Source organism: Cellulomonas sp. P2_F12 (assembly GCF_056403775.1).
The window spans coordinates 116,129-142,762 of record NZ_JBFUEV010000001.1 but is presented as its reverse complement, the minus strand read 5'-3'; the positions used below and the strand labels follow the sequence as shown (position 1 = coordinate 142,762).

Here is a 26,634-nt window from a genome sequence, read left to right as displayed (position 1 = left end):
TCAGAGGTGACACTGGTCCCATGGACGATCCCCTGGCCGAGGCCGGCTACCTCGACGTCCCGGCCGCGGCCGGAGGGGCCGCCAGCCGCGGATGGTGGGACGCGAACGCCGACGAGTACCTCGACGAGCACGGCTCCTTCCTCGGTCCGGCCGACTTCTGCTGGTGCCCCGAGGGCGTGCGGGAGAAGGACGCGCGCCTGCTCGGGGACCTCACCGGCGCCCGCGTGCTCGAGGTCGGCGCGGGGGCCGCGCAGTGCGCGCGCTGGCTCGTCGGCGAGGGCGTCGACGTCGTCGCGACCGACGTCTCCGCCGGGATGCTGGCCGCCGGGGCGCGCTACGACGCCGAGGTGGGCCGCACGACTCCCCTGGTCCAGGCCGACGCCCGGGTGCTGCCGTTCGCCGACGCGTCGTTCGACGTCGCGTTCACGGCGTTCGGCGCCCTGCCGTTCGTGCCCGACGCCGACCGCGTGCACGCGGAGGTGGCGCGCGTGCTGCGCCCCGGCGGACGGTGGGTCTTCGCCGTGACGCACCCGGTCCGCTGGGCCTTCCCCGACGATCCCGGCGAGGCCGGTCTGACGGCCACACGCTCGTACTTCGACCGCACGCCGTACGCCGAGCTCGGCGAGTCGGGCGGCGTGCTCTACGCCGAGTACCACCGGACCCTCGGTGACCACGTGGGCGAGCTGGTGGCCGCCGGCTTCGTGCTCGACCGCCTGGTCGAGCCCGAGTGGCCGGTCGGGCACGACCGGACGTGGGGCGGCTGGGGGCCGGTGCGGGGCGCGCGGATCCCCGGCACCGCGATCTTCGTGACGCACCTCGGGCGGCCGACCGCGTAGGCCGACCGCCCGGGGGTGGTGCGTCAGCGGGTCAGTGCACGACCGCCTTCTCGGAGCCGGCCCCGGTCAGCGACCGGACCTCCATCTCCGCGAACTTCTCCGGGCTGGACGTGTCCTTGCTCAGGTACGTGCCCAGGATCCCGAGCAGGAACCCGAGCGGGATCGAGATCAGCCCCGGGTTCTCCAGGGAGATCAGGTGGAAGTCGACCGAGGTGTCCTTGATCATCGACAGGCTCGCGCCCGTCACGGGGTCGACCTTGCCGGACACCACGGGCGAGAACGCGATGAGCACCAGGCACGAGATGAGCCCGCCGTAGATGCTCCAGAGCGCGCCCGACGTGTTGAACCGCTTCCAGAAGAGCGAGTACAGGATCGTCGGCAGGTTGGCGCTCGCCGCGACCGCGAAGGCCAGCGCCACCAGGAACGCCACGTTCTGCCCGTTGGCGAAGATGCCGCCGATGATCGCGAGGATGCCGATCACCACGACCGTGATCCGGGCGACGCGGACCTCTCCGTCCGGCTTGACCTCGCCGCGCTTGATGACCGACGCGTAGATGTCGTGCGCGAACGACGCCGCGGCCGTGATGGTGAGACCGGCGACGACAGCGAGGATCGTCGCGAACGCCACCGCCGAGATGAGGCCGAGCAGCACGGTGCCGCCCAGCTCGTAGGCCAGCAGCGGGGCCGCCGAGTTCACGCCGCCCGGTGCCGCCTTGATGGCCTCCGGACCGACGAGGGCCGCGGCGCCGTACCCGAGCACGAGTGTGAACAGGTAGAAGATGCCGATGAGCCAGATCGCCCAGACCACCGAGCGGCGCGCCTCCTTGGCCGACGGCACCGTGTAGAAGCGCATGAGCACGTGCGGCAGGCCGGCGGTCCCCAGCACCAGCGCCAGGGCGAGGGACAGGAAGTTCAGCTGGCTCATCGCGCTGACGCCGTACTGCTTGCCCGGCGCGATCAGCGCCTCACCACCCTCACCGGCGGTGTCGATCGCGCCCTGGAGCAGGTCGGAGAAGTTGAACCCGAACTGCGCCAGCACCCAGACCGTCATGACGGCCGCGCCGATGATCAGCAGCACGGCCTTGATGATCTGCACCCACGTGGTGCCCTTCATCCCGCCGACCAGGACGTACAGGATCATCAGCGCGCCGACGACGGCGATGACGACGCCCTGACCGGTGGTCCCCTCGACGCCCAGCAGCAGCGCGACCAGACCGCCCGCACCTGCCATCTGCGCCAGCAGGTAGAAGAAGACGACCGTCAGGGTGGCCAGCGCGGCGGCCATGCGGACCGGCCGCTGCCGGAGCCGGAACGACAGGACGTCGGCCATGGTGAACCGACCGGTGTTGCGCAGCAGCTCGGCGACGAGCAGCAGCGCGACCAGCCACGCGACGAGGAACCCGATCGAGTAGAGGAACCCGTCGTACCCGTTGATGGCGATCGCGCCACAGATGCCGAGGAACGAGGCCGCCGACAGGTAGTCGCCCGCGATCGCGGTGCCGTTCTGGGGGCCGGTGAACGAGCGCCCGGCGGCGTAGTAGTCCGCCGCCGTCCGGTTGTTGCGGGACGCCCGGAACACCACGACCAGCGTGATCGCGACGAACACGCCGAAGATCGCGATGTTGACCGCGGGGTTGCCGATGTCCTCGGTCTCCGCGGCGCGCAGCAGGGTCGTCAGCGACGCGCTCATGCGACACCGCCGTCCAGGCTGTCGCCGTCCTCGATGTGCCGACGCAGGCGCTCGGCGACCGGGTCCTGCTTGGTGTTGGCCCAGCGCGCGTAGACCATCGTGATGATGAAGGTCGAGACGAACTGACCCAGGCCCAGCAGCAGGCCGACCGTGATGTTGCCCCAGAGCTTGGTGGCCATGAAGTCGTGCGCGTAGTCGGCCAGGAGCACGTACAGGAAGTACCAGGCGAGGAAGAACGCCGTCATGGGGAAGACGAAGCGGCGGAAGCGGCGCCTGAGCGCCTGGAACTCGCCGCTGTTCTGTACCCGCTGGTAGTCGGTCTCGCGATCTCCGAAGGTGTCGGTCATCAGCGCCTCCCGGGAGGGACGTCAGCGGCTCCGCTGCCGCCGTGTGCCCGACACTGTGGCGCAGATCACGTCATCTCGCACCCGATACTTGCGACGAATCGGTCGATATCCACTCTTTCGTGGCGTCAGTGGCCGGCGTCGTGCCAGGAGCCGCCCACGCCGACCGTCACGTCGAGCGGCACGTCCAGCGGACCGTCGGTCGCCGCGTCCCCCGCGGCACCCATCTGCTCGCGCACCAGCGCCTCGACCTCGTCCCGCTCCCCCGCGGCCACCTCGAGCACGAGCTCGTCGTGCACCTGCAGCAGCATCCGGGACCCCAGACCCCGGCGGGCGAGCTCGCGGTCGACGCCCAGCATCGCGACCTTGATGAGGTCGGCGGCGCTGCCCTGGATCGGGGCGTTGAGAGCCATGCGCTCGGCGACCTCGCGGCGCTGACGGTTGTCGCTGGTGAGGTCCGGCAGGTAGCGACGCCGGCCCAGGATCGTCGCGGTGTACCCGGTCTGCCGAGCCACGTCGACGACGCCCGTGAGGTAGTCGCGCACCCCGCCGAACCGCGAGAAGTAGTCCTGCATGAGCGCGGCCGCCTCGGAGACCTCGATCGACAGCTGCTGGGAGAGCCCGTACGACGAGAGCCCGTACGCCAGCCCGTAGCTCATCGCCTTGATCTTGGAGCGCATGGCAGGCGTGACCTCGTCGGTCGGGACGCCGAACACCCGCGACCCGACGTAGCTGTGCAGGTCCTCCCCCGAGCGGAACGCGTCGATCAGGCCCTCGTCGCCGGAGAGGTGGGCCATGATCCGCATCTCGATCTGCGAGTAGTCGGCCGTCAGCAGCGTCTCGTAGCCGTCGCCGACGACGAACGCGCGGCGGATCTGCCGGCCCGCCTCCGTGCGGATGGGGATGTTCTGCAGGTTCGGGTCCGCCGAGGACAGCCGCCCGGTCGCCGCGATCGTCTGCTGGAACGTGGTGTGGATCCGGCCGTCCGCCGCGATCGAGCGCAGCAGACCCTCGACGGTCTGGCGCAGGCGGATGGCGTCGCGGTGCGCCAGCAGGTGCTCGAGGAACGGGTGCTGCGTGCGGGCGAACAGGTCGGTCAGAGCGTTGGCGTCGGTGGTGTAGCCCGTCTTGATCTTCTTGGTCTTGGGCATCCCCAGCTGGTCGAACAGCACCTCCTGGAGCTGCTTGGGCGACCCGAGGTTCACCTCCCGGCCGATGACCGCGTAGGCCTCGGCAGCCGCGTTCTGCACCTGGCTGTCGAACGACTTCTCGAGGCCGGACAGGTACCCGTGGTCGATCGCGATGCCGGTCCGCTCCATCCGGGCCAGCACGTCGACCAGCGGCAGCTCGAGGTTCTCCAGCAGGCCGGTCGCGCCGCGGTCGGCGAGCTCGCCGCCGAGCACGTCGGCCAGGTCCCGGACCGCGGCGGCGCGGACGGCAGCCCGGCGGCCCTCGTCGGTGCCGTCGAGCTCGAGGTCGAGGGCGCCCTGAGCCCCGTCGGCCGCCTCGTCGGCACCCAGCTCCCGGTGCAGGTACCCGATGGCAAGGTCGGTCAGGTCGTAGGCGCGGCGGTCGGGCTGGCACAGGTACGCCGCGAGCTCGGTGTCGAAGGCGATCCCCGCGACGGGCAGCCCACGGCCGGCCAGCGCGTGCCAGGCCTCCTTGGCGGCGTGCACCACCTTCGGCGCGGCGGGGTCGGCGAGCCAGGCGGCGAGCGCGGTCTCGTCCGGGGGGTGGATCTCGGCCAGGTCGAAGGCGGCGGCCTGCCCGTCGGGGTCCGCCAGCGCGATCCCCCAGGCGTCGCCGCCCGACGGCGCGCCGGAGCCCCGCACGTCCACGCCGAGGGGGCGGCCCGCCCGCTCGGCGAGCCAGGCGGCAAGCTCACCCCGGCCCAGGACGGTGAGGTCCAGCTGGGCCGCGGCGACCGTGCCCGGTCCCTCGCCGCCCTCGTCGGGAAGCATGGCGAAGAGCCGGTCGCGGATCGCGCGGAACTCGAGCTCCTCGAGGATCGCGTGCAGCGCCGTGCGGTCCCACGGTCGCGCGGCCAGGTCCTCGGGCCCGAGCGGCAGCTCGATGTCGGTCAGGAGCGCGTTGAGCTGGCGGTTGAGCCGCACCTGGTCGAGGTTGTCGCGCAGCGACTCCCCCGCCTTGCCCGGGACCTGGTCCGCGGCGGCGAGGATCCCCTCGAGCCCGTCGTACTGCACGATCCACTTGGCCGCGGTCTTGGGCCCGACGCCGGGGATGCCGGGCAGGTTGTCGCTGGTCTCGCCGACGAGCGCCGCGAGGTCCGGGTAGCGCCCGGGGGGCACCCCGTACTTGGTCTCGACGGCCGCCGGCGTCATGCGCGCGAGCTCGGAGACGCCCTTGACCGGGTAGAGGACGGTGACGTCGTCGTTGACCAGCTGCAGGGCGTCGCGGTCGCCCGTGCAGATCAGCACCTGCATGCCCTGCGCGCGCGCCTGCACGGACAGCGTGGCCAGGATGTCGTCGGCCTCGAACTGCGGCTTGGACAGGTACGGGATGTGCATGGTGTCCAGCACGCGCTGGATCACCGCGACCTGGCCCTTGAACGGCGCGGGCGTCGCGTCGCGGTTGCCCTTGTACGACTCGTACACCTCGGTGCGGAACGTCGTCCGGCCGGCGTCGAAGGCCACCGCGACGTGGGTGGGCTCCTCGTCGCGCAGCAGGTTCGCGATCATCGAGAAGAACCCGAACACCGCGTTGGTGGGCTCGCCGGCCGACGTCGCGAACTTGTCCACCGGGAGCGCGAAGAACGCCCGGTAGGCCATCGAGTGACCGTCGATCAGGAGGAGTCGGGCAGGCGTTCCGGGAGTGGCCGGCGGTACCGCTGGCAGTGCGTCGCTCACGGGTGCCAACCTATCTGCCATGTCCGACACGACGACCACCGACCAGGCCTACGCGGGCACCCTCATCGAGCGCATGGGGATCGTGGTGACCGAGGCCTCGGCGACGCGCACCGTGGGCACCATGCCCGTGGCCGGGAACACCCAGCCGTACGGCCTGCTCCACGGCGGCGCGTCCGCGGTGCTGGCCGAGACGCTGGGCTCCGTCGCCGCCATGGCCTACGCGGGAGAGGGGCGAGCCGCGGTCGGGATCGAGCTGAACGCCACCCACCACCGCTCCGCGCGCTCCGGCGTGGTCACGGGGACGGCGACAGCCCTGCACCTCGGCAGGACCCTGGCCACCTACCAGGTGGTGGTCGAGGACGAGGAGGGCCGACCGGTCTGCACCGCGCGGCTCACCTGCATGTTGATCGACGCACGCGCCTGATCGGCGCCGGACACCCGCGCGGCGGGTACCGGCTCGTCGGCCTGCTGCCGGGCTTCGCGGACCTGCCGGCGACGCGCGATGAGATCCTCGAGGCCCCGCGGGCCCGAGCGGCGGACGGACCCGGCACCGTGCTCGTGCGCGAGCCGACGCTGCAACGACTGCGTGGTGACCACGCGGTGCGACGCGGCCGGCGCGAAGCCGAGACGGGCGAGGAAGCGTTGCATGCCGCGCGCGCCCGGCAGGGGCGACGAGTACAGCTCGGTGGCCTCCGCCTCCTCGGCCACGGCTGCGGCACCTACCAGGAGGGCGTGCCCGAGGCCGCGCCGGCGGGCGGCGGGGAGCACGTAGACGGCCTCGATGTCGAGGCTCACGACGTCGGTGAACGGGCCTGGTCCGACGACGCGGGCCAGCAGCAAGCCCCCCGGCTCGTCGTCGAGGAGCGCGAGCAGGATGCGTCCGCCGGGGACCGCCAAGAGCGCTCCCAGCTGGTCCCGCAGGCGATCGGCGTCGTCCGTGCACAGCTGCGCACCGACGGCCGCCTCCTGGCGCGCGGTGAGGCAGAGCGCGACGAGACTCTCCAGGTCGCCCGGTAGGGCTTCGCGGACTTGCACACCGAGACGCACGGCAGCGGTACCTCCAGACGGGACGAGGGGGATCCGGTCGGGGTGGCGTCACCTCTGCCCGCGATGGCGCCGCCCTCGATCATGGACCAGCCTGGACGCCGGTGCCTAGTCCTAGGGCCCCCTCGTCGGACGGATCGTCCACCAATTCTGGACGAACGACCAGAAAACTTCGACACGCGGGGGTCGCAACGACCGGAAGCCTCGCGTTCACGAAATGAACACGACACAATCCCTGCCTATCGTCCTGCCACCCGGCAGACGTCGGACGGGATGCGGCAACGACGCTGCGACTCCCGACGTGCCACACCCGAACAGACGGACGGAGGTCCCAGTGCGAGAGCTCGCCACCGCGGACCGTTCCCCCACCCTGCGCCGGAGCGCGAGCGCCCTGCTCGTCCTCCTCGTCGCGTCGCTCGTCCTCCTGCTCGCGCCGTCCGCGGCGCAGGCAGCGACAGGACCGTGCGTCGCCGACGCGGCCACAGGGTGCATCAACGGCACCATCCGGACCTCGGGCGGTGACCCGGCCGTCGGCGTCACGCTCACGGTCGAGGGCGGCGGCACGACCCTCACGGTCACCACCGACGACACCGGCAAGTGGACCGCTCCGGTCACCGCGGCCGGCGACTACACGGTCACCCTCGACACCACCACGCTCCCCGCGGGCGAGTCGCTGCGGGACCCCGCGGGCAACCCGCGCACGGTCACGGTGACCCTCGGGTCGTCGAGCGGCGCGCTGTTCCCCCTCGGGACCCCGGCGGCCTCCGGCGGCGGCGGCAGCGGGCCGAGCCCGTCGGCGACCAGCGCTCCCGGCACCGGCGACGCGAACGGCGAGACGGGTGCGCCGACCGGGTCGTCGACCGAGGGCGGCTTCAGCTGGTCGCGGCTCGCGCAGCAGACCGTCAGCGGTCTCGTCTTCGGCATCCTGCTCGCGCTCGCGTCCGTCGGCCTCTCGCTGATCTACGGCACGACCGGACTGAGCAACTTCGCGCATGGTGAGCAGGTCACGCTCGGCGCGATCCTCGCCTACATCGGGGTGCAGACCTTCGGGCTCCCGCTGGTCGTCTCCGGCGTGCTCGCCGTCATCGCGGGCGCTCTCAGCGGCTGGATCCAGGACGCCGGCATCTGGCACCCCCTGCGGCGGCGGCGGGTCGGCACCACGCAGCAGATGATCGTGACGATCGGTCTGTCGATGGCCCTGCAGTACACGTACCAGTTCTTCTTCGGGGCGAGCGCGCTGCGCATCGTGACCGCCAACCCGGACATCGTCACGATCGGCACGGTGCGGATCTCGGTGACGTCGATCTGGTCCGTGATCATCGCGGGCGCGGTGCTCGGCGGGGTCGCGTACTTCCTGCTCGCCACCCGGATCGGGCGCGCGACCCGCGCGGTGTCGGACAACCCGGCCCTGGCGGCCGCGTCCGGCATCACGGTCGAGCGCGTCATCCGGCTGGTCTGGACCCTGGGCGGGGCGCTCGCGGCGCTCGGCGGCGTGCTCATGGGCCTCTACCTCAACGCCACCAGCTGGAACATGGGTGGCGCACTGCTGCTCCTGATGTTCTCGGCCGTGACGCTCGGTGGCCTCGGTGCCCCGTTCGGCGCGCTCGTCGGCTCGATCGTCATCGGGCTCGTCGTCGAGCTCTCCAACCTCGTGCTCCCCAGCGACATGCGTTACGCCGGGGCGCTCCTCATCCTCATCCTCGTGCTGCTGCTGCGCCCCCAGGGTCTTCTGGGCCGCGCCGAGCGGATCGGTTAAGGAGCAGACATGGACTGGTCCCGCATCCTCACCAACGTCGCCGGCGAGGTCTTCGCGCCGACGACAGCCGCCTATGCGCTCGGCGCCATCGGCCTCAACATCCACTTCGGCCTCACCGGGCTGCTCAACATGGGCCAGGCCGGCTTCATGCTGCTCGGTGCCTACGGGTTCGCCATCGCGACCATCGCCGGCTGGCCGCTCTACGCGGCCGTCCTCGTCGCCATGGCGGCGGCGGCGGTCTTCGCCCTCATCCTCGGCATCCCCACGCTGAAGCTGCGCGGCGACTACCTCGCGATCGTCACGATCGCCGCGGCCGAGATCGTCCGGCTGGTCGGCCGCTCGACGGCCCTGACGGAGATCACCGGCGCGTCGTCGGGCCTGCGCGGCAACGAGTACAAGCACACCTTCACCGGTGCGTCGCCCTTCCCGGACACCGTGTGGTCCCTCGGCCCGTTCTCGTACGCCACCAACGCGTCGAACAGCTGGTGGATCCGCATCGTCGCGTGGGTCGTCGTCGGCCTCGCCTGCCTGCTGGTCTACCTGCTCATCAAGTCGCCGTGGGGTCGCGTGCTCAAGGGCATCCGCGAGGACGAGGACGCCGTCCGCTCGCTGGGCAAGAACGTCTACTCGTACAAGATGCAGTCGCTCATCCTCGGCGGCGTCATCGGCGCGGTGGCCGGCATCATCTACGTGCTCCCACGAGCCGTCCAACCCGACTCCATGGGCCGCCCGATGACGTTCTTCATCTGGACGATCCTGCTGCTCGGTGGCGCCGCGACCGTGTTCGGTCCCGTGCTGGGCTCGATCATCTTCTGGGCCGGGCTCATGCTGATCAAGACGGTCATGCGCGACGGCGTCCCGGAGACGATCATGCGGAACGAGCAGATCGAGCAGTTCGGCTGGATCATCGTCGGCGTCACGCTCATGCTGCTGGTGATCTTCCGTCCACAGGGCATCCTCGGCGACAAGAAGGAGCTGGCGATCAATGTCCGCTGACCTTCCGACGACGGACGTCCGGGAGAGCCGCCGCGCAGCCGTGGCGGCCACCCTGGCGGATGTCGAGCGCGTCCCGGGCGCCAAGAAGCCCGACCCGATCGTCGTCGCCGACCACATCACCCGGCACTTCGGGGGCATGACGGCGGTCGACGTCGACCACATCGAGATCCAGCGCGGCGCGATCACCGCCCTGATCGGACCGAACGGCGCGGGCAAGACGACGCTGTTCAACCTGCTCACCGGCTTCGACAAGCCCAGCACCGGCACCTGGTCGTTCGACGGGAAGTCGTTGCACGGCGTCTCGGCGGCCCGGGTGGCCCGCTCGGGCATGGTCCGCACGTTCCAGCTGACCAAGGCCCTGAGCCGCATGCTCGTCATCGAGAACATGCGGCTCGGCGCCACCAAGCAGCCCGGCGAGAACCTGGTCACGGCCCTCTTCCCGCCGCTGTGGAAGGCGCGCGAGAAGGAGATCACGGTCCAGGCCGAGGAGCTGCTGGCCCGGTTCAAGCTCGACTCCAAGCGCGACGACTTCGCGGGTTCGCTCTCGGGCGGCCAGCGCAAGCTGCTCGAGATGGCCCGGGCGCTCATGAGCAAGCCGACCATGGTGATGCTCGACGAGCCGATGGCCGGCGTGAACCCGGCGCTCACGCAGTCGCTGCTGGGTCACGTCGAGTCGTTGCGCGACGAGGGCACCACCGTGCTGTTCGTCGAGCACGACATGCACATGGTCCGGCACATCTCCGACTGGGTGATCGTCATGGCCGAGGGCCGGATCGTCGCGGAGGGGCCGCCCGAGACCGTCATGCAGGACCAGGCCGTCGTCGACGCCTACCTCGGCAAGCACCACGACACCGACCTGGGTGACGACAGCCTGCTCGACGACGAGACCACCGAGCAGCTCGAGGCCGAGGTCCGCGCCGAGGCGATCGCACGCGGCGAGCAGGAGGAGACCTCATGAGCACCACGGCCACCGACACCAGCGACGCCGCCTCCGTCCACCGCGGCGCCCCCACCGGCGAGCCGCTGCTCGACGCGAAGGACGTCTACGCCGGCTACATCCCGGGCGTCGACATCCTCAACGGCTGCAACCTCGTGGTCCACCCCGGCGAGCTGGTCGGCATCATCGGCCCCAACGGCGCCGGCAAGTCGACGCTGCTCAAGGCTCTGTTCGGCCTGGTCACGGTCCGGCAGGGCGCCGTCACGCTGCACGGCGAGGACATCACGCACCTGCGCTCGGACTCGCTGGTCAAGCGGGGAGTCGGCTTCGTGCCGCAGTCCAACAACGTGTTCCCCTCGCTCAGCATCGAGGAGAACCTGCAGATGGGGATCTTCCAGGCCCCCAAGAAGTACAACGAGCGGTTCGAGTTCATCGTCGACCTGTTCCCCACGCTGGGCGAGCGCCGCAAGCAGCGGGCCGGCTCGCTGTCCGGTGGTGAGCGTCAGATGGTCGCGATGGCCCGCGCGCTGATGATGGACCCGTCCGTCCTGCTCCTCGACGAGCCCTCGGCGGGCCTGTCCCCCGTGCGCCAGGACGAGACGTTCATCCGGACCCGCAAGATCAACAGGGCCGGCGTCTCCATCGTCATCGTCGAGCAGAACGCACGGCGTGCCCTGCAGATCTGCGACCGGGCGTACGTGCTCGACCAGGGCCGCAACGCCTACTCGGGCCCGGGCCGCGAGCTCATGCACGACCCGAAGGTGATCGAGCTCTATCTGGGGACGCTGGCCACAGACGTCGAGGCGGCGAACAAGCCACCGGTCACGCCCACCGCACCCGAGGCCTGATCAGCCGCCGAGCCCGGTCGCGTCCGCGCGGCCGGGCTCGACGTCCGTCCCCGGGGTCGGGCGCACGTCCGTGATGCCCAGCTCGTCGGCGAGGAACAGGAACGCGCGGCCGTAGGGGTGGCCGTCGACGTCCGCGCGGACCCGGTCCCAGTCGATCTGCTCGCGCAGGGCCCGCACGATGGCCAGCAGGCGCCCGAAGTCGCACGCGTGCTCCCCGAGCACCCGCAGCTTCGCGGAGACGACGTCCGTGGCGCTCAGCACCGGCATGCGGACCGCGAGCACCTCCAGCACGTCGCTGCGCGCCAGCAGCTCCTCGGTGACGGGCTCCCCCACCATCCGGAACAGCACGTCGACCAGCTGGCCGTGGTGGAACGCCTTGAACAGCCAGTTCTCGGCGGGGTCCCGGACGTCCAGCCCGGCGGCCGCGATCGCCTCCTTCGCGCGGTCGACGTCGCTCTCGATCACCGCGAAGTCGGCGTCGTGGCTCGGCTCCGGCGCACCGCGCGCCCACGCGGCGTACCCGCCGACGAGGGCGAACGGGATCTCCGCGTCCATCAGGGCGACCGCCGTGAGCCGGAGGCCGTCCTGCAGGGCGGTGCGATCGTCGGGCTCAGTCATGGCACCCGTGTCTACACGCCGACGAGCGCTCCCGCAGGTCGACGTGTTCAATCGTCGGGATGCGCCTCGCGACCTTCAACATCCTGCACGCCCGCTCGCTCGCGGACGACCGGGTGGACGTCGACCGCTTCGCGACAGCGATCCGTGACCTCGACGCCGACGTGCTCGCCCTGCAGGAGGTGGACCGCGACCAGCCTCGCTCGCACGGCGCCGACCTGACGGCGGTGGCCGCCGAGGCGATGGGCGCGCCCGAGCACCGTTTCGCCGCCGTGCTGCACGGCGAGCCCGGTCTGTGGACCGCGGCGACGGGCGAGGCGCAGCCGGCGACGGCGAGCTACGGCATCGCGCTGCTGAGCCGGTACCCGGTCAGCCTGTGGCGGGTGCTGACGTTACCGACGCTCCGCCCTCGTGCCCTCGTGCGCTGGCCGGGCAGCCGCTGGCCGTCGTGGGTGCGCGACGAGCCACGCGCGGCGCTGGCAGCCGTCCTGGAGACGCCTGAGGGGCCTCTGACGGCGGTGGCGACGCACCTGACCGTGATCCCGGGCTGGACGTCGCGTCAGCTGCGCTACCTCACCGCGCAGACCAGCAGCCTTCCCCGACCCCTCGTGCTCATGGGCGACCTCAACCTCGAGCGGCCGGTCCGGACCACCGGCCTCCGGCCGCTCGTGCACGCCGCGACCTATCCCGTCGAGGCCCCCGTCCGCCAGCTCGACCACATCCTCGCGGACGGTCCCGTGCACGCCGTCGCCGTCGGCCGCGCGGTCGACGCCGGCCTGTCCGACCACCGGGCTCTCGTCGTCGACGTCGAGCTGGTCTGAGACGCACCGAGGGCCGGCGCGGATCGCTCCGCACCGGCCCTCGGTGGTGGTCCAGCGTCTGTCGACGCGATCAGGACAAGGTCACTTGACCGAGCCCTCGACCGCCTTCACCCAGACGTTCTTGTTGTCGGCCCCGTACTTGTAGACGCCGATGAAGGCGCTGGACGGGTCGTTGTCCGCGTTGAACGGACCCACGCCGGCCTGGCCCTTGTACTGGATGTCCTTGCCGTCGTCGAGCAGCTTGACGCAGTCGGCGAACGACTTGCACTCCTCGCCGCCGTTCGCGCCCGAGACCGCCGCCAGGTTCTTCTGGATGGTCTCGCCGTCCGTGCCCTTGCCCTTCACGGCCGCGAGGGCCGCGAGGATGGTGGCGTCGTACGACTCGGGACCGTAGGCGAAGTCCTTGAGGTTGGCGTCGACGGTCTTCAGCTTGGCCTGGAAGTCGTCGCTCGGGAACGCACCGGGGATGGTGCCCTGAGCGCCCTCGAGGGTGCCCGGCTGGAAGTCCGCCGAGTAGTCGGCCGTGTTGCCGTCGACGAGGTAGACCGTCGACGGGTCGACGCCCGCGCCGATGAGCGCCGGGATGATCTGCTTCGTCTGCTCGAAGGCCAGGACCACGACGGCGTCGGGGTTGGTGGCCAGGAGGGCCGTGATGTCGGAGTCGAAGCTGCTGGCAGCCGGGTCGAACTCCTGGCCCTTCTTGCCGTACGTGATGGTGCCGCCGGCGCCCTCGACCGTCGACTCGACGACGTCGCGCAGCGACGTGCCGTAGTCGTCGTTGAAGACGAGGATGCCCACGTTGGAGTGGCCGTCACCCGTGATCAGGTTGCCGAGCGCCGCGCCCTGGACCGTGTCCGGCGGGGCGGTGCGGAAGTAGTACGGCGAGTAGCCGGACAGCTTGGTGGCCGTGTTGGCCGGCGAGATCTGCACGACCTTCGCCGCCGTGATGTCGTCCACCACGTTCAGCGTCACCGACGAGGAGGCCGCACCGATGATGACCTGGACCTTCTTGGAGAGCAGGTCGGTCACCGACTGCGTGGCGACCTCGGCGTGGTCGGCGTCGGACGAGTCGGCGTCCTCCTGGACGACGTCCTTGCCCAGCACACCGCCGGCCTCGTTGATCTCCTTGATGGCAAGCCCGACGCCCGCGATCTCGGGCGGGCCGAGGTAGGCGAGCGACCCGGTCTGCGGGAGCAGCGTGCCGACGATGAGGGCGTCTGCGGAACCGGAGGCCGTGCCACCGTCGGACGCGTCGTCGCTGCTGCCCCCGGAACCGCCACAGGCGGTGAGGACCAGCGCGGCCGCACCGGCCAGGGCCGCGGCCCGAACTGCGTGAGTCGAACGAATCATGCGTGGTACCCCTCTGTGAGTACTTCGATCCGCCGGACCCCGGTAGGGATCCTGCAGGTGTGGCGCGAAGGTACTCATTGTTTGTGTCCGCGATGTGAATCAACATGTCTCAGCGCGGGTTGTTGCCAAGTTGTAACCGACCAGTAACTACGAAACTGGACGGATGACCGGCATCTCGCGGGTCCGAACATGACGAAGGCCGGCCCGATCGTCGCCGGGCCGGCCTCGTCGTTCACCCGTCAGGACGAACCGCCACCGACCTGCTCGATGACCGCGTCGGCCACCTCGCGCATGGTGAGCCGACGGTCCATCGACGTCTTCTGGATCCAGCGGAACGACTCCGGCTCGGTGAGACCCATCTTCGTCATCAGCAGACCCTTGGCCCGGTCGACGCGCTTGCGGGTCTCGAACCGCTCGGCCAGGTCGGCCACCTCGGACTCGAGCGCCGTGATCTGCGCGTACCGCGAGATCGCGATCTCCACCGCAGGAAGCAGGTCCGCGGGGCTGAACGGCTTGACGACGTACGCCATAGCGCCGGCGTCCCGCGCCCGCTCCACGAGCTCCTTCTGCGAGAAGGCCGTCAGCAGCACCACCGGAGCGAGGTGTGCCTTGCCGATGCGCTCCGCCGCGGAGATGCCGTCGAGAACGGGCATCTTGACGTCCATGACGACGACGTCCGGCTTGAGGTCGGTGACCAGCTGCACGGCCTGCTCGCCGTCGCCCGCCTCCCCGACGACGTCGAAGCCGGCGTCGCGGAGCGTCTCGACGACGTCCATGCGGATCAACGCCTCGTCCTCCGCGACCACCGCACGCCGGGCCGGACGACCGGCGGCCGGAGCCGTGGGCTCGCCCGCAGGTGCGGGGGTGCTCAGGTCGAGGGCCTCAGGGGCCGCCTCGGTGGGTTCGGGGGTCGCGTCGGTGCTCACGTGCACAGAGTAGTGGGCGGCACCTGTCGGATCGCAGTGGTTGTGCCTGTGAGGCAGCCCACGCGGTCTCCCGTGCACCGCCCGACCGTCCTGGCGCGGCTATCCTTCTGCACGGCCCCGATAGCCCAACCGGCAGAGGCGTTCGGCTCAAACCCGATCCAGTGTGGGTTCGAATCCCACTCGGGGCACCTTTGCTCGCGATAAAACCGCAGGTCGGGCCCACATTCGCTCTCGACGACGCGTTGTCTTGTGGGGACAGGGAGGCCGTCGGTGGGGACACAGCGAAACAACATCGCAGGTCAGACGCAGAACCCGAGTGGGATCTGGACCCCACAAACGAGGCTCGTAGAGGCACTCGACTCTCGCGACGACGGGTCATCGCGGTCGCCGGGGCCGTCCGGCCCGCCCACGATCGGGCTGCTCACGCCTGGATGATCGGGCCGTGGGCGTCGGGGTTGCCCGGGTTCTCGACGGCAGGCGGCGAGTCCGCCGGCTGCTTGTCCGGAAGACCGTCCAGCTCGTCAGGCAGGTCCGGCGTGTCGTCGTTGTCGGGAACCGGGATGCTCATCACTGACCTCCTCGTGCAGGGCTGGCCACAGTAGGCACGCCCGGTCCTCCACCGCGCGCCGGGCCGCGGTCCCACGGCCGGACCGGATGCGTCACCGGGGCGTCTGGACAACAGTGGAAGCCGCTGACCACCACGATCGGAGCCCACTGTGAGCGAACAGATCGCGAACACGACCGGCAAGGGGGACACACCTCCCCTGCCCGACACGTCACCGGCGGAAGGCCAGCCGGACCAGGGCGACAACCAAGATGTCCCCGCACGCAAGATCTATCCGACCGACCCCACGGGGGCAGAGCCGGCGTGAGCACGCGCCGTGCGCGCGAGGACGTCACCGAGCTGATGTTGATCCGGCACAGCGAGACCGTGGGCGATGTCGCCGCGACCGAGGCGGACCCACAGCCGGTTGCGGACAGTCAGCCCATCTTGCGAAGCCACGTAGGCGGTTCCGCCCATCGTTCAGCGCGAACCTTCTGCGCGCCGTCCGTGGACGTGTGGATCGGAAGACCCCGCCGCTGATTGTCGGCGACCGGCACGTCGCTCGCCACCGCCTCCTCGAACGCGGCACTCCCCCGCTCGCGCCAGTCGACTGGGATTGGCGGCGTGCTGCAGGAGGGCAGGACTCGTGGCATCGGCCAGACGGTTGGGCATGAGCACGCGTTCGTCACCCGCCTCCTGCGCGCGACCGATCGTCGCGCACAGTCCGGGGCGTGTGCGCTGCTATCGGCGGCGCTCTCCGTCGCCGGCCGCGACCCCGATGCCTTGGCGGTCCGCCCCGAGTGCGACATCGAGATCCCTCTGACGTGGCACCGACTCGCGGACGGTTTCGTCAAGGAGGTCGAGCTGTCGCTCGAGGACCGGGATGCGGTCCGGCGTGGCGACCTGGGCCAGGTCGCGCAGGGCCGCGGTGAGACGGCGGGACACCTGGGGTGACGCCGCGCCGGCGATGCGGATCTCGTCGAAGGCGAGATGGACGTACGCGTCCCAGTCCATCACCGGCTCTCTCAGTCGAACGGTGCCCGCGCTGTCTCGGTAGAGCCCGTCCGACAGGGGGCGCCGGGCGATCTGTCGGAGGCAGTCGTGGAGACGGTCGATGGCCTGGACAGCGGTGGTCGGGTCCTGCAGCGGAGAGTCCGCGAGCGAGCGCTGGGCGATGTCCACCAGGAGCCGCAACCCGTACGCCGCGTCCTTGTCCAGCGTGCGCTCGAGGCCCAGCACCACGGCCTCGTCGACTTTGCGCTCGTCCAGGTCGACCGGTTCGCCGTGGACCTGGAACAGGGGCGCACCGGCCGGGACGAACTCGCCGAGCGCCGGCAGCAGCTCCAGGACGCAGTCGGACCTCGTGGCTTCCTCCACGAGGTGCTGGTAGCCGATCACGGTGACCACTCCGGACCGGGGCGCTCGCAGGAGCCGTCGACCGTCCTCCTCGGGTTCGTCACCGGGGTCGGCGTAGACCTCGTCCAGCAGCTTGCGGGTCTGCTTGCCGACGAGCTCGATGAGGCTGGAGACGCGCAGCGACTGCCCGATGTGGTGCACGTAGATGATCAGCACCGCGATGCTGATGATCACCAGGACGAAGGCCGTCAGGACCGCGGTGCCCGGCACGTTGCCCGTGCCGTCCCCGTTCGACGTGACCTCGTGCAGGGCGACGATCGCGAACGCGAACGTGGCCACGAACAATCCGATAGCGCTCTGGCTCGGCTTGTCGCGCAGCAGCCGTTGGACGATGCGAGGGGAGAACTGGCCCATCGCGAGCTGCACCACGACCATCGTGATGGTCAGCACGAGGGCGGCCATGCTCACCATCGAGGCCGCGACCGTCGACAGGATCGCGATCGCCGCCTCCGGGCCGCCGACGATCGCCGTGGGGATCAGCGAGTAGTCGAAGTGTCGGTCGATGGTGATGGTGACCAGCGCCAGCGCGACGCCTCCGAGAACGAACACGACGGGCACGAGCCACAGGCTGTTCCGCACGCTCAGCCACGTCTTGTAGAGCCACATACCGGTCCCCGTTTCGGAAGGGCGAGCAGCGCACGCGATGCCGGAGGTCGCGTGGGCACAGCCGGTGTGCGGCCTCGACGAGGCATCGACCCGGTCGGCCTGCGTTATCGCCATCGCTGCGACGCCGGCGCCTGGACCACTGCGTCAGCCGGTCTACGAGCCAGGAATTCCCGGGCCTAGGGCGCCTTTGCCCACGCTCGGCGCGCACTGCATGACGTCGTGGACCCATGGTGGGGGTTCGCACGCGACTCCGCACCCCGGGGACGAAGGCGCCCACGCGCTCTCCCCCGAAGAGCGCGAACCCAACCACCGGCTATCTCTGACGCCACACCTCTGGTTCGCACCATGGTTGCCCACGGCGGGCACCCCCACCGACGCACCGACCGACGCCCAGCAACCGCCACCGCGAGCACCAGGCGTCGATCTCCGCGACGCCGAATCTGCTCAGCCCCCGCAACACACGCACGCTTCGCCTACTGGCTTCGTGCCATCACCGGGACTTGTCCGCTCGCGGTTGCCAGTCGGCGACCGCACTCCGGCCTGGGGTGCGGTCGCCGGCCTATGGTGCCGAGCCATCCGGTGCGCTCAGATGCTGCCGATCGCTGTTCCCCAGTTGGCGAGGAAGGGTGGGTAGCCGAAGGTGCCGGGGATGTACTCCGCCGCCATCCAGATCTTGCCCTCCGGACCGGCGACCGCGGCGGAGTAGTCGCCCCACCGCTCGACCCCGCTTCCCCCGTACTGCGGGTAGCCGCTGAAGCCGTCGGCCGGCCTGGTGCCTGCGCCGTACACCGTGACCGGGCCGGTCACAGTGCCGGTCGAGGTCAGCGATACGTACGCGGTGGACGGGAAGTAACCCGACCCCGCCAGGGTGAACACCATCGCGGCCCGGGTGGCCCCGGTGGTGACACCGATCGACGGGAACATCACCGAGCTGCGGTTCACCGCGACGTAGCCCTGCGAGGTGATCGTCGCCGAGGTCGGCGACGGACGCACCACGAAGTAGGCGATGCCGGTGGTGGTCGGCCCGTTCTCCGTCTTGACCACCGTATTCAGGCCGCTCCAGGTCCGCCCACCGCTGTAGACGACCTGCTGCATGCGGTCGTCGTTGGAGTCGAGCAGGTTGAGCTTGTCCTTGAGGCTCGCACCGAGCGGGTAGGGCCCGGGCTTCTGCTGGACCGCCGGCGGCTGCCCGTACACCTCGCTGGCAAGCACTGTGCTGGACACCCGGACATCCGGGTTGGTGGTCGTCAGCGACGCGGTGTTCGTGAACGCCCACGACGCGATCCGGTTGTCGAGCTTGGCCGTGAAGTCCAGCGCCGACAAGGCGTACTCAGTGCCGCTGGCCTCGCTGGACCACTCGGAAGCGGCCGGCGAGGTGGCCGGCTGGATGCTGTACGCGATGCCTTCCGCCAGCGGAGTGGCAGGGCTCTCGATCCGCTGCACCTTCAGGGTGCCGGCGGCGAGCGCGGCCTTGTCGAAGGCGTACACCTGCGCGCCGTTGAACTCCGGCCCCTCGATCGAGAACTCGTTGGTGCTGATGAAGAACCCGTTGCGGTCGGCGCCGATCAGCGGCTGGTCCCCGAGACAGGGACAGCCGGGGTGCGAGGCGAGGTTCGCGCCTGAGGACCCGGTGGTCGTGTCGCCGCCGCCGGAATTCGCGACGTCGAGCTTGTAGAGGTACCAGTCACTGGAGCTGGGCGACGGCGTCGCCGTCCTGCTCACGGCGATGTCGACATAGCTCGCGCCGGTGAAGTCACCCGTCGCCGAGTCGGTGCCGAGCTCCAGGACGGTCATGTAGAACCGGTTCAGCTCAGGATCCCAATAGCACTTCGGGTCGGACACGAACGGGCCATACGGGTTGGTCGCGCCAGGAGTGCGGTCGATCTCCGCGACGCCGTTGAAGAACAGGTCGTACGACATCGGCGCCGTTCGTGCCCCGCTCGTCTTGTCGTGGATCGAGAAGACGGTGTTGACGCCCTCGATGACCTGACTCGCGCCGACACACAGTCCCTGGTCGGGTGGCTCGAGAGAAAACTGGTTCCCGTTGTTGGCCGTGCGCTGGTCCAACATGTTCAGGCCCTCGAAGGCCTTGGCGACGGGGTTGGCCGCGACAGCGAGTGTCGCGGGCCGCGGCACGTGGCTCGACGGCACCCGCGAGGGCGAGTTGGACCGGGAGTGGGCGTCGACCCCGACCATCCCCTCCTCGCCGGGCTCGTAGGGACGGGTCTCGTTCAGTCCTCCTGGCGGTGCGGACGCGGCGTGCGCGGCCGGTTGGGCCAGACCGCCGAGTCCGACTGCGAGAGCGACGGAGGCAAGCAGCAGCGCTGCCCCTCGTCGTGGTCGTCTGGCCGACAGAGTTCTCGTCACGGGGGGACCTCCACGTCTGCATTGACGGGCCAGCGATTGACCAGATGGACGATGTCGCGGCAAAGAGGACGCTACGTCCGGACTTGTCGCTTCACAAGGGAGTCCTTCTGCTAGCCCGGCCGTACACCCGCAGTCGGCGCGTGCGAGAGGTCAGACTTCGACCGACTGGCTCGCGAGCAGATCGAGAGCGATGTCGACGACCATGTCGACCTGGCCTCCGAGTGCGCTGCGCGGCCACAGAGCGGCCCGCCGGCTCGGGCGGCATTCTCCGGGAAACCCGAGTCGGCTTATTCCTTCGACGATGGCAGGGCGTCACGCCTCCCACGACGCAGGTCGTCGCCGGCGGGGCGGTGTTGTGGTCACGGCACGTCGCCGATCAACGACTCGCTGCTCAACGCCCTGGCTCTCTACGGGCTGCCGCGCCAGTGGTCGATCCGCCGGTGGTCGGGGACGAAGCCGTGGTTGACACCCCACAGCACGGCCTGCGTCCTGCTCTCCGCGCCGATCTTCCGGTAGACCGAGCGGATGTAGGACTTCACGGTGTTCGGGCTGAGGTAGGTGTGGGCGGCGACGTCGGCGTTGCTCAGGCCCTGGGTGATCAGCGCGAGGATCTCCGACTCCCGGTCGGTGAGGCCCTCGCCGCGGCCCGGCCAGTCGAGACCGTTCGCGGGTCGGACGCGGCCCGGGACCTCGCTGACCACGACCTCGCCGGCGTGGACCGCTTCGAGGGCGGCGACGAAGTCGCGGGCCGGCAGGGCCTTGGACAGGTACCCGCGGACGCCCTGCTCGCGGGCGCTGGCGACGAGGTCGGGGTGGAAGTTCCAGGTGAACACGACCACCTTGCGCGCGCTCGGGTTCCGGACCAGCTCACCGATCTGCTCGTGGTCCGACTCCGGCTGCGCGAAGGCGTCGTAGAGCACGATGTCGACGGCCTCGCTGACCGGCTCGTTGGTGTCGATCTCCGCCACGACGACCCGGTCGCGGTACTCGTCGAGGATCTTGGCGACGCCCATCACCACCACGTCGTAGTCGTCGACGAGAGCGACCGTGACGGGCTGCTGGGATGCGGGCATGCCCCACGGTAGACCCCCCTAGGGGTGTAGCACACCCGCCCTAGGGGTGGTGAAGTCGAGGTACCACTCGCCCCACAGGAGGTTTCACCGTGTTGGGACTCATCATCACCGTGATCATTGTCGGGCTCATCGCGGGCCTGCTCGCGCGCCTCATCGTCCCGGGCCGTCAGAACCTGTCCATCGCCATGACGATCGTCATCGGCATCATCGGGTCGTTCGTCGGCGGGTTCCTCGGCTACCTGTTCTTCGGCAGCGACGCGGCCGACGGCTTCCTGCAGCCCGCCGGGATCATCGGGTCGATCATCGGCGCCATCATCGTGCTGCTGATCTGGATCCGCGTGGGCGGCCGCCGCTCGATCACCAACTGACCCACCGACCGCGGGTTCCCCTCCCCACGACCCGTCCCGCGGTCCTCCGTGGTCGCCCGGACGGGTGAAGAGCCCGGCGCCCGCCGCGCCGCCGCCGTCCGGCGCTGCCATCTTCCTGTCAGTGAAGCCGACGATCGCGGACCTGCGCCTGGAGCCTTGGCCGCGGACAGCACGACACACAGAAGCCAGAGGTCATGGCTCTGCGATGATGACAAGGAGACGCCATGAGCGTGGCACAGACCCTCTGGGCCTCCATCCAGGAGGACCCGGTCTTCATGAGGAAGATCAACGGCTGGCTCACAATCTTCTGGCTGCTGAACTTCCCACCCGTGATCGCGGTCTACATCTGGGCACCGGACGCCTGGAAGCAGGCGTCGATCCTCTACCTGGCCCTGGTGTCCATCTACGCCAACGTGGCCGGTCACCTAGCAGCGTGGCAAGCATCTCGTATCGAGGTCATCCAGAACGACGACGCCAACGTGTCGGACGTGCTGGAGAAGGTGGAGGAGATCCACGCGGTCACCACCAACGGAGCGAGCAATGGGTGACGGACTGTGGTGGGACATCGACGCAAGCGGATGCCTGAGGGCGTCGTCCGAGTGATGCGCGCCGCCCACGGGCTAGCTGGCCATCATCCGGCTGGGCCCCCATGCCGGTCTGCGTCTCCTCTGCCACGTCGGTGCTGTTCCTGGGGTTCATCTCGGTCTACGCCGTCGTCACCGTTCCAGCGGGCGGCGGCGGCAGAAGCCGGCTCGCCGATCGGGCGACGTCTCCGGCCCTGAGCCACTCGTGGCGCTCGGAGCGAGAGTCAAATGGATGGCCTCCGTTCATCGCACGGCTCGCGCCGGTCGCACCTGGCGGAACGCGTCCGCAAATGCGGCCGCCGGCCCCGTCAGCTCCGGGGCTGGAGGTAGACGGCAAGGACCGCGACGTCGTCGTCCGCCTCGCTCTCGGGGACCAGCCGCCGCAGGATCTCGTCGACGAGGCCGTCCAGGTCGCTCCCGGCGCGGCCCGCCCCGTCGTCACGCGTGAGCTCGGCGACCCGGGCGACGAGGCGGTCCAGACCGACGCGCAGGTGCTCGCCCCGGCGCTCGACGAGGCCGTCGGTGTAGAGCAGCACCGTCGAGCCGCGGGGCACACGCACGACGTGGTCGGTGCGCGGCGTCGCGGGGCGCAGACCCAGGACGAGCTCGGCGGGGGCGGCGAGCTCCGTCACCGTGCCGTCGGGCGCGATCAGCAGCGGCGGCAGGTGGCCGGCGTTCGTCCAGCGCAGCGTCATGGCGTCGTCGACCCGGTCGTCGGCCTCCTCGAGCCGCAGGACGACGGCTGTCGCCAACGTGTCGATGCCCAGCGCGCGGGCGGCGTCCTCGAGCGACGTGAGCACCTGCGCGGGCGTACCGCCGCCGGTGTGCGCGATGCCGCGCAGCAGGGTGCGCAGCTGGCTCATCGCGGCGGCCGCGGGCGTGTCATGCCCCATCACGTCCCCGATGACGACGACCGTCTGGCCCGACGGCTGGGTGAACGCGTCGTACCAGTCGCCGCCCACCTGCGCCGCCTCCGCCGTCGCGACGTAGCGCACGACGACGTGCAGGTCCTCGGACGGCGTCGGTGAGGAGAGCAGCAAGCGCTGCAGCGCGACCGCGATCTCACGCTGACGCCCGAAGAGACGCGCGTTGTCCAAGGCCATGCCCGCCCGGTCCGCCAGCTGCACCAGGAGTGCGACGTCCTGCGGCGTCAGCCCGGGCTGCCCCTCGTCGAGGAACACGGTAATCGCACCGACCGTCCGTTCACGCGCGCGCATGGGGATTGCGTACGCGGTGCCGGGCGCGAGCTCGCGCAGCACGTCGCGGGCGCGGCCCGACAGCACGCTGCTGATCGACTCGGTCGCATTGCGGATGACGATCGGCTCGCCCGTGCGCATCGTGCGGAACAGGTACGCGTCCGGTGCGAGCGCGTCGATGCGCAGGGCCGCGTACGTGTTCACCGTGTCACGCATCGCCGGGTCGGTGTGCCAAGCGGCGATGTCGCGCAGCTGGCGGTGGTCCTCGCTCATCGTCACGAGGCACCATGTGCCGAACGTCGGCACGAGGTGGGCCGCCAGGCGGCGGACCGCCTCCTCCGTCTCGAGCGTCGAGCTCAGGTCATCACTCACCTGGGCGAGCAGGCCGAGCCGCCGGGCGGAGTCCTCCGCCGCGGCGCGTGCCGTGCGCACCTCGTCCTGCGCGCGACGACGCTCCGAGATGTCGTCGAGGTAGACCGACAGGCCGTCCGGGCCCGGCCACGCCCGCACCTCGCACCAACGGTCGACCGGCTCAGCGACGAACGCCTCGAAGAGCCGCGGCGCCGCGACCGCAACGGCCTCGCGGCACTCGCGCTCCACGTCGGTGCCGAGCCACTGCGGGTACGCCTCCCAGACGACGACGGACAGCAGCGCATCCCTCGTACTGCCGAGCAGGTGCTCCGCAGCGGCGTTGACGTAGGTGAACCGCCACTCGTCGTCGAGCAGGAAGAAGGCATCCGGCATCGTCTCGAGGATGCGGTCGACCCGCGCCTCGGCATCCCGCTCGGCAGTGGTGTCATACGCGGCCCCCATGAGCCGGACGGCCATCCCGTCCGGACCGGCCAGCGCCATGCCCCGCGCCTTGACCCACCGCACAGAGCCGTCACCCCGAATCACGCGATACTCGGCGACGTACTGCGAGCACGCGGCGATCGCGGCCTGGAGCGCCTCGCTCACACGCGGCAGGTCATCGGGGTCCAGCGCGGCGTTGAACGCCTCGATCGTGGCCCCGAAGTCCTCCCGGGCGATGCCGAAGATCTCGAGCAGCTGATCGTCCCAGTCGAGCCGCCCCGAGACGAGGTCCCAGTCGAAGCTCCCGACCCCCCCGGCGCTGACGGCGAGCTGCCAGCGCATGCGGTCCGCCTCGTACCGCACCGCGAGCGCGGCCAGCGCAGCCTCGGGATCCACGGGCGCGAGGGGAGGCAGGTCTCCGGCGTCGACGTCCGTCATCGGCCTGCCTCTCGGGGTGCTGGGATCAGCACGATACGGGCTCGGCCCTTTCCCGGCGTGGACACGACCTCGCGGCAGCGGGTGAGCGTCGGGCGTGACGGCCAGGTTCGTCAGTCGGTCGGCTCGACCGCCGGCGCGTCCTCCGCGCGCTCGAAGTGCGTCCGCCCGTCGCCGCCACGGCTGTCAAGAAGCCCGCCACAGACGAGCACGTCGCTCATCCACGAACGCGGACGTGCACCTGCGTCCGCGGCGAGATGCTTCCCGATGTGTTTCCCGCCGAGCCAAGAGAGAAGGTCAGGGGCTTACTAGGAGACCCTAGAAGCCCCTGACCTGCGCTTTCACTCTCGGGCTCGCAGGATTTGAACCCGCGACCCCTTGACCCCCAGACCACTGTCGGTCGCGGGTGACCCGATCGCATCCGGTCCCGAACTATCGGCTCCTGTGGCTGCCCGCGGTCGCGCGAGCGCCACGCGGATCACGCGTAGCGATCCATCCGCCCGCCAGGGTTTCTCCGACGGAGTGGGCGCCGACGACGAGATGCATGGGCACGCGGTGAGCGGCGCTACGACGTTTGGCGGCCGCTAGTGCGAATCGCGCGACGCTCCCGACGCCGTCGAGGCCTTGGACGTCGACCACCACGCCGTCGCGATCCCCTGCGAGCATGAGCTTGTTCAATGCGGCGGTCAGCTCGCCCACGGTCGCCAGATCGACACGGCCCGTGACGCGCAGCGTCGGGACGTCCGCGTGGGTGTCGAACGACAGACTCACGGACCGACCCCCGGAGCACGGGAGCGGGGCATCGTCAAGGACGGCCAGGAACGTCTCGTCCACCAGCGCTCGCACCTGGGTGCCGAGACCGCCGGCGGACTGCAGGGCTGTGATCAGCCTCTCGGCCAGCGCACGAAGCCGGACGTTGCGCTGCTGAGAGGCCCACCGCAGCAGCTGAAACGCACCTTCGCTGTCGACGCCGTAGACAGCCATGAGCGCGCCCTTGGCCTGGTCGATGGCGGCGTGCGATTCCAGCGCGAGCTGAAGCTCGGCGTTCACCCCGTGCGCGACCGCTTGACGGACCCGTTCGGTGTCATTGATGAGGAACCCCCGCACCGTTCCCGCCTCATCGACCGGGCTCAGGGCGAGCAGGACTTCCTTCATCTCACCGGTGAGGTCGATCAGGCGGTATGCACACACGGCCGGCTCGCCGGCGGTCAAGGTGCCGTCGAGCGCGGCCTCGACGCCGCACCGATCCTCAGGATGGACGTGGCTCACGAACAAGGCCCGCGTGGGTACGACGTCGCCGGGAGACATCCCGTGCAGCGCGAACATCCCGTCCGACCAGGACCATCGAGGTGCACTCAAGCAGAAGCCGAACTGGCCGACACTCATCGTCGTCGAGGTAGTCACAAGGTCCTCCGGCACGTTCACACGTGGGCGGGTCGCCGCGGCAGGCTCGACACTGAACCTGTGGCGATCCGCCAGGTCGGCCAGTGACCGAACCGACCATGCGGTTTGTGTGCCGAAAGACTAGGCCGACCTGAGGCCGTCTGCACCCGCTGAACCGCCACGCACGGAATGCCGTACTGAAGGTTGACCGCCTGTCGCGCGACCCGCATCGGCATCGCGTCAACGCCTACCTCGAGACACTCGCCGCCAACAGCTAGACGCTGCACAACCACCGTCGGCCAGACAGAGCTGAGAGATGCCGACAGTTCACGGCGAGGTCGAGTCGAAGTACGAGGCGGACAGTGCGTTCGACGTGCCGAGCCTCGTCGCGCTGTTCGAGACGGCGCGCGGCACGAAGGATGCCCCCGCGGACGGCGGGACTCCCTGGGCAGAGGGCGAAGCGGTCGAGCACCGGCTCAGCGCGACGTACTACGACACAGCCGAGCTCGACCTGTTGGCCGGTGAGACGACTCTGCGCCGACGCACCGGCGGCGACGACGCGGGCTGGCACCTGAAGGTCCCGGTGTCCAAGGGGTCCCGTAGGGAGGTACGAGTCGGTCTCGTCGAGGAGGCGACTCGGTCCCCGAAGATCTCGTTGCCATGACGTTCTCCCGGACGCGCGGTCGGCCGCTGGTACCGGTGGCATCGATCGACATCCGACGAACGGAACGTCGACTTGTCGACGCGACCGGACAGGTCCTGCTGGAGCTCGCAGACGACCGGGTCACCGCTCGACGAGCGCCACGGTGGGACGTCGGTGCACCCGTCACCCTGCCCTCC

Annotated in this window: 24 protein-coding genes and 1 tRNA gene; 12 read left to right on the top strand and 13 right to left on the bottom strand. The window is 70.3% G+C overall.

The genetic code is table 11. The features are described 5' to 3' along the window. Positions 1–20 precede the first annotated feature (20 nt). A complete protein-coding gene (locus tag AC1DWH_RS00680) occupies positions 21–836 on the top strand; it encodes a class I SAM-dependent methyltransferase (RefSeq protein ID WP_477092048.1) in 816 nt (271 codons plus the stop codon). Positions 837–867: 31 nt separating this feature from the next. Here the strand turns inward: AC1DWH_RS00680 and AC1DWH_RS00675 are convergent, their stop codons facing one another. The 3 genes from AC1DWH_RS00675 to polA form a co-directional block, all read right to left on the bottom strand. Next, positions 868–2,526 (bottom strand): solute symporter family protein, encoded by a 1,659-nt coding sequence (locus AC1DWH_RS00675; RefSeq protein WP_477092047.1) that lies wholly within the window; start codon positions 2,524–2,526, stop codon positions 868–870. Further along, positions 2,523–2,873: a DUF485 domain-containing protein gene (locus AC1DWH_RS00670; RefSeq protein ID WP_477092046.1), complete on the bottom strand. Its 351-nt coding sequence runs from the start codon at positions 2,871–2,873 to the stop codon at positions 2,523–2,525. Before AC1DWH_RS00670 ends, AC1DWH_RS00675 begins: the two co-directional genes overlap by 4 nt. A gap of 125 nt (positions 2,874–2,998) precedes the next feature. After that, positions 2,999–5,758: a DNA polymerase I gene (gene polA / locus AC1DWH_RS00665; protein ID WP_477092045.1), complete on the bottom strand. Its 2,760-nt coding sequence runs from the start codon at positions 5,756–5,758 to the stop codon at positions 2,999–3,001. Here polA and AC1DWH_RS00660 point away from each other — a divergent pair. Then, positions 5,757–6,161, top strand: coding sequence for a hotdog fold thioesterase (locus AC1DWH_RS00660; protein WP_477092044.1), 405 nt, complete (start codon positions 5,757–5,759; stop codon positions 6,159–6,161). The two genes, polA and AC1DWH_RS00660, sit on opposite strands and share 2 nt — an antisense overlap. Here AC1DWH_RS00660 and AC1DWH_RS00655 read toward each other — a convergent pair. Next, entirely contained in the window at positions 6,077–6,772 is a 696-nt protein-coding gene (locus AC1DWH_RS00655) for an N-acetyltransferase family protein (RefSeq protein WP_477092043.1), read from the bottom strand. The genes AC1DWH_RS00660 and AC1DWH_RS00655 overlap by 85 nt on opposite strands. A 343-nt stretch (positions 6,773–7,115) precedes the next feature. Between AC1DWH_RS00655 and AC1DWH_RS00650 the strand changes: the two genes are divergently transcribed. From AC1DWH_RS00650 to AC1DWH_RS00635, 4 genes are read left to right on the top strand one after another with little or no spacing between them, the layout of a single operon-like run. Continuing rightward, on the top strand, positions 7,116–8,537 hold the full coding sequence (locus AC1DWH_RS00650) for a branched-chain amino acid ABC transporter permease (RefSeq protein ID WP_477092042.1): 1,422 nt from the start codon (positions 7,116–7,118) through the stop codon (positions 8,535–8,537). Between the two features lie 9 nt (positions 8,538–8,546). Beyond that, positions 8,547–9,533, top strand: coding sequence for a branched-chain amino acid ABC transporter permease (locus AC1DWH_RS00645; RefSeq protein WP_456846666.1), 987 nt, complete (start codon positions 8,547–8,549; stop codon positions 9,531–9,533). Then, positions 9,523–10,491 carry an ABC transporter ATP-binding protein gene (locus AC1DWH_RS00640; RefSeq protein WP_477092041.1) on the top strand — a complete coding sequence of 323 codons (969 nt, stop codon included), beginning with the start codon at positions 9,523–9,525 and terminating at the stop codon, positions 10,489–10,491. The genes AC1DWH_RS00645 and AC1DWH_RS00640 overlap by 11 nt, the downstream gene beginning before the upstream one ends. Continuing rightward, on the top strand, positions 10,488–11,318 hold the full coding sequence (locus AC1DWH_RS00635) for an ABC transporter ATP-binding protein (protein ID WP_477092040.1): 831 nt from the start codon (positions 10,488–10,490) through the stop codon (positions 11,316–11,318). The genes AC1DWH_RS00640 and AC1DWH_RS00635 overlap by 4 nt, the downstream gene beginning before the upstream one ends. Here AC1DWH_RS00635 and AC1DWH_RS00630 read toward each other — a convergent pair whose 3' ends face one another. Continuing rightward, positions 11,319–11,936, bottom strand: a complete 618-nt coding sequence (locus tag AC1DWH_RS00630; protein WP_456846669.1) for a nucleotidyltransferase family protein — start codon at positions 11,934–11,936, stop codon at positions 11,319–11,321. Positions 11,937–11,995: 59 nt separating this feature from the next. Here AC1DWH_RS00630 and AC1DWH_RS00625 point away from each other — a divergent pair, with 59 nt between their 5' ends. Next, complete coding sequence (locus AC1DWH_RS00625) at positions 11,996–12,754, top strand: endonuclease/exonuclease/phosphatase family protein (protein ID WP_477092039.1); 759 nt, start codon at positions 11,996–11,998, stop codon at positions 12,752–12,754. A gap of 81 nt (positions 12,755–12,835) precedes the next feature. Here the strand turns inward: AC1DWH_RS00625 and AC1DWH_RS00620 are convergent, their stop codons facing one another. Further along, positions 12,836–14,104, bottom strand: coding sequence for an ABC transporter substrate-binding protein (locus AC1DWH_RS00620; protein WP_477092038.1), 1,269 nt, complete (start codon positions 14,102–14,104; stop codon positions 12,836–12,838). Positions 14,105–14,343: 239 nt separating this feature from the next. After that, on the bottom strand, positions 14,344–15,030 hold the full coding sequence (locus tag AC1DWH_RS00615) for an ANTAR domain-containing response regulator (RefSeq protein ID WP_477092037.1): 687 nt from the start codon (positions 15,028–15,030) through the stop codon (positions 14,344–14,346). A 114-nt stretch (positions 15,031–15,144) separates the two neighbouring features. On the opposite strand from AC1DWH_RS00615, the gene AC1DWH_RS00610 reads away from it, so the two are divergent. Next, positions 15,145–15,218 (top strand) — tRNA-Leu (locus AC1DWH_RS00610). Between the two features lie 233 nt (positions 15,219–15,451). Here the strand turns inward: AC1DWH_RS00610 and AC1DWH_RS00605 are convergent. Continuing rightward, positions 15,452–15,598: a hypothetical protein gene (locus AC1DWH_RS00605; protein WP_477092036.1), complete on the bottom strand. Its 147-nt coding sequence runs from the start codon at positions 15,596–15,598 to the stop codon at positions 15,452–15,454. A gap of 148 nt (positions 15,599–15,746) precedes the next feature. Here AC1DWH_RS00605 and AC1DWH_RS00600 point away from each other — a divergent pair, with 148 nt between their 5' ends. After that, positions 15,747–15,902, top strand: a complete 156-nt coding sequence (locus AC1DWH_RS00600) for a hypothetical protein (RefSeq protein WP_477092035.1) — start codon at positions 15,747–15,749, stop codon at positions 15,900–15,902. Between the two features lie 413 nt (positions 15,903–16,315). On the opposite strand, the gene AC1DWH_RS00595 is transcribed toward AC1DWH_RS00600, so the two are convergent. The 3 genes from AC1DWH_RS00595 to AC1DWH_RS00585 all read right to left on the bottom strand — a co-directional run bounded on the left by AC1DWH_RS00595 (position 16,316) and on the right by AC1DWH_RS00585 (position 21,036). Next, positions 16,316–17,596, bottom strand: a complete 1,281-nt coding sequence (locus AC1DWH_RS00595; RefSeq protein WP_477092034.1) for a DUF2254 domain-containing protein — start codon at positions 17,594–17,596, stop codon at positions 16,316–16,318. A gap of 585 nt (positions 17,597–18,181) precedes the next feature. After that, positions 18,182–19,792 (bottom strand): hypothetical protein, encoded by a 1,611-nt coding sequence (locus tag AC1DWH_RS00590; RefSeq protein ID WP_477092033.1) that lies wholly within the window; start codon positions 19,790–19,792, stop codon positions 18,182–18,184. Between the two features lie 578 nt (positions 19,793–20,370). Continuing rightward, on the bottom strand, positions 20,371–21,036 hold the full coding sequence (locus AC1DWH_RS00585) for a response regulator transcription factor (RefSeq protein WP_477092032.1): 666 nt from the start codon (positions 21,034–21,036) through the stop codon (positions 20,371–20,373). A gap of 89 nt (positions 21,037–21,125) precedes the next feature. On the opposite strand from AC1DWH_RS00585, the gene AC1DWH_RS00580 reads away from it, so the two are divergent. Both AC1DWH_RS00580 and AC1DWH_RS00575 read left to right on the top strand, forming a co-directional pair. Beyond that, complete coding sequence (locus tag AC1DWH_RS00580; RefSeq protein ID WP_477092031.1) at positions 21,126–21,404, top strand: GlsB/YeaQ/YmgE family stress response membrane protein; 279 nt, start codon at positions 21,126–21,128, stop codon at positions 21,402–21,404. A gap of 224 nt (positions 21,405–21,628) precedes the next feature. Further along, a complete protein-coding gene (locus AC1DWH_RS00575; RefSeq protein WP_477092030.1) occupies positions 21,629–21,952 on the top strand; it encodes a hypothetical protein in 324 nt (107 codons plus the stop codon). 344 nt (positions 21,953–22,296) lie between these two features. Here the strand turns inward: AC1DWH_RS00575 and AC1DWH_RS00570 are convergent, their stop codons facing one another. Both AC1DWH_RS00570 and AC1DWH_RS00565 read right to left on the bottom strand, forming a co-directional pair. Beyond that, the gene (locus tag AC1DWH_RS00570) at positions 22,297–24,414 is read right to left on the bottom strand and encodes a SpoIIE family protein phosphatase (RefSeq protein ID WP_477092029.1); all 2,118 of its coding nucleotides are present in this window, start codon (positions 24,412–24,414) and stop codon (positions 22,297–22,299) included. Between the two features lie 429 nt (positions 24,415–24,843). Continuing rightward, a complete protein-coding gene (locus AC1DWH_RS00565; RefSeq protein WP_477092028.1) occupies positions 24,844–25,797 on the bottom strand; it encodes an ANTAR domain-containing protein in 954 nt (317 codons plus the stop codon). 313 nt (positions 25,798–26,110) lie between these two features. Between AC1DWH_RS00565 and AC1DWH_RS00560 the strand changes: the two genes are divergently transcribed. Beyond that, positions 26,111–26,458, top strand: coding sequence for a CYTH domain-containing protein (locus AC1DWH_RS00560; RefSeq protein ID WP_477092027.1), 348 nt, complete (start codon positions 26,111–26,113; stop codon positions 26,456–26,458). Positions 26,459–26,634: the final 176 nt, after the last annotated feature.

Coding starts and splice junctions, on each gene's coding strand:
- AC1DWH_RS00565 (WP_477092028.1), bottom strand. CDS start 25,797: ATGAGTGTCGGCCAGTTCGGCTTCTGCTTGAGTGCACCTCGATGGTCC.
- AC1DWH_RS00670 (WP_477092046.1), bottom strand. CDS start 2,873: ATGACCGACACCTTCGGAGATCGCGAGACCGACTACCAGCGGGTACAG.
- AC1DWH_RS00570 (WP_477092029.1), bottom strand. CDS start 24,414: ATGACGGACGTCGACGCCGGAGACCTGCCTCCCCTCGCGCCCGTGGAT.
- AC1DWH_RS00585 (WP_477092032.1), bottom strand. CDS start 21,036: ATGCCCGCATCCCAGCAGCCCGTCACGGTCGCTCTCGTCGACGACTAC.
- AC1DWH_RS00560 (WP_477092027.1), top strand. CDS start 26,111: ATGCCGACAGTTCACGGCGAGGTCGAGTCGAAGTACGAGGCGGACAGT.
- AC1DWH_RS00630 (WP_456846669.1), bottom strand. CDS start 11,936: ATGACTGAGCCCGACGATCGCACCGCCCTGCAGGACGGCCTCCGGCTC.
- AC1DWH_RS00590 (WP_477092033.1), bottom strand. CDS start 19,792: ATGGTCGGGGTCGACGCCCACTCCCGGTCCAACTCGCCCTCGCGGGTG.
- AC1DWH_RS00640 (WP_477092041.1), top strand. CDS start 9,523: ATGTCCGCTGACCTTCCGACGACGGACGTCCGGGAGAGCCGCCGCGCA.
- AC1DWH_RS00660 (WP_477092044.1), top strand. CDS start 5,757: ATGTCCGACACGACGACCACCGACCAGGCCTACGCGGGCACCCTCATC.
- AC1DWH_RS00595 (WP_477092034.1), bottom strand. CDS start 17,596: ATGTGGCTCTACAAGACGTGGCTGAGCGTGCGGAACAGCCTGTGGCTC.
- AC1DWH_RS00675 (WP_477092047.1), bottom strand. CDS start 2,526: ATGAGCGCGTCGCTGACGACCCTGCTGCGCGCCGCGGAGACCGAGGAC.
- AC1DWH_RS00680 (WP_477092048.1), top strand. CDS start 21: ATGGACGATCCCCTGGCCGAGGCCGGCTACCTCGACGTCCCGGCCGCG.
- polA (WP_477092045.1), bottom strand. CDS start 5,758: ATGGCAGATAGGTTGGCACCCGTGAGCGACGCACTGCCAGCGGTACCG.
- AC1DWH_RS00645 (WP_456846666.1), top strand. CDS start 8,547: ATGGACTGGTCCCGCATCCTCACCAACGTCGCCGGCGAGGTCTTCGCG.
- AC1DWH_RS00605 (WP_477092036.1), bottom strand. CDS start 15,598: ATGAGCATCCCGGTTCCCGACAACGACGACACGCCGGACCTGCCTGAC.
- AC1DWH_RS00635 (WP_477092040.1), top strand. CDS start 10,488: ATGAGCACCACGGCCACCGACACCAGCGACGCCGCCTCCGTCCACCGC.
- AC1DWH_RS00620 (WP_477092038.1), bottom strand. CDS start 14,104: ATGATTCGTTCGACTCACGCAGTTCGGGCCGCGGCCCTGGCCGGTGCG.
- AC1DWH_RS00575 (WP_477092030.1), top strand. CDS start 21,629: ATGAGCGTGGCACAGACCCTCTGGGCCTCCATCCAGGAGGACCCGGTC.
- AC1DWH_RS00625 (WP_477092039.1), top strand. CDS start 11,996: ATGCGCCTCGCGACCTTCAACATCCTGCACGCCCGCTCGCTCGCGGAC.